Origin of the sequence: Vibrio sp. Vb0304 (genome assembly GCF_033338995.1) — a bacterium.
In the GTDB taxonomy this organism is placed as follows: Bacteria; Pseudomonadota; Gammaproteobacteria; order Enterobacterales; family Vibrionaceae; genus Vibrio; species Vibrio alginolyticus.
In genome coordinates, this window is sequence record NZ_JAWOTT010000321.1 from 1 (window position 1) to 1,084 (window position 1,084).

Genomic DNA, 1,084 nt, shown 5'->3' on the forward strand with positions numbered 1-1,084 from the left:
CTTTCCTACTCCGCACAAGACCAAGAGTGGGCAGAGAATCATGTTTCTTGCGACAAACCCAACCTACTGATTGTGCCAGGAGCCAGTAAAGCATATAAAAACTGGAATGCTGAAGGGTACATAGACGTCATCCACCATGCGAGAGCACAAGGTTGGAATGTAATTCTGGCTGGCAGCCCAGCTCAAGTCGAACTGGATTTGGCAGATGCCATTCAATCTCGACTGGAAGAGCCATGTCTAAATTTAGTTGGGCAAAGCTCAATCCTGCAAATGCTGGCTCTGATTGACAAAGTAGACATGGTCATCGCGCCTGATACCGGGCCTGCTCACATGGCAAGCGCCATGAACACACCGATCATTGGTTTATACGCCCACCATAATCCGGTTCGAGTGGGCCCATATCGCTATCTACAGTATGCCGTCTCAGTTTATGAGGAAGTCATCTTGGCTGAAACAGGAAAAACCAGCCAACAACTAAGCTGGAGAACTCGTGCGAAAGATGAAAAAGCAATGAATCGCATCACAAGCAAGCAAGTGATTACAATGTTCAATCAAGTCGTAGAAGATTTGTACCCGCAATACCAGTAAACTCCCTGTATAGATTTGTTAAGAAGGAAGTCAATTTGTCCAAGCCAACTTTAGCCGTTGCCTTAATCGTCAAAAATGAAGAGAAGCATTTAAAAGCTTGTCTAGACACCGTAAAAGGTTGGGTTGATGAGATTGTCATCCTCGACTCGGGCAGTACCGACCGCACTGAAGAAATTGCCCGACAATACACCGATAAGTTCTATACCAACTTAGACTGGCCGGGATTTGGAAAACAACGCCAACTTGCGCAGCAATATGTTACGGCCGACTACGTATTGTGGTTAGATGCCGATGAACAGGTTACTCCTGAGCTAAAAGCAAGCATTTTACAGGCTGTTTCAGCAGATAAGCCGAACGTTTTGTATAAACTAAATCGACTTAGCTCAGCATTCGGAAAGTTCATCTACCATTCTGGCTGGTCTCCAGATTGGATTGTTCGCTTGTATCGCACTGAATATACGCACTACAACGATTCACTCGTGCATGAAAAAGTCGA

At 45.4% G+C, this 1,084-nt stretch carries 2 protein-coding genes; both read left to right on the forward strand.

The window, feature by feature from the left end:
* The coding region (locus tag R7P35_RS25945; protein WP_318093336.1) for a glycosyltransferase family 9 protein at positions 1–588 on the forward strand (588 nt) is incomplete at its 5' end.
* 35 nt (positions 589–623) lie between these two features.
* Positions 624–1,084: glycosyltransferase family 2 protein (locus R7P35_RS25950; protein ID WP_318093338.1), on the forward strand; the 461-nt coding region annotated here is incomplete at its 3' end.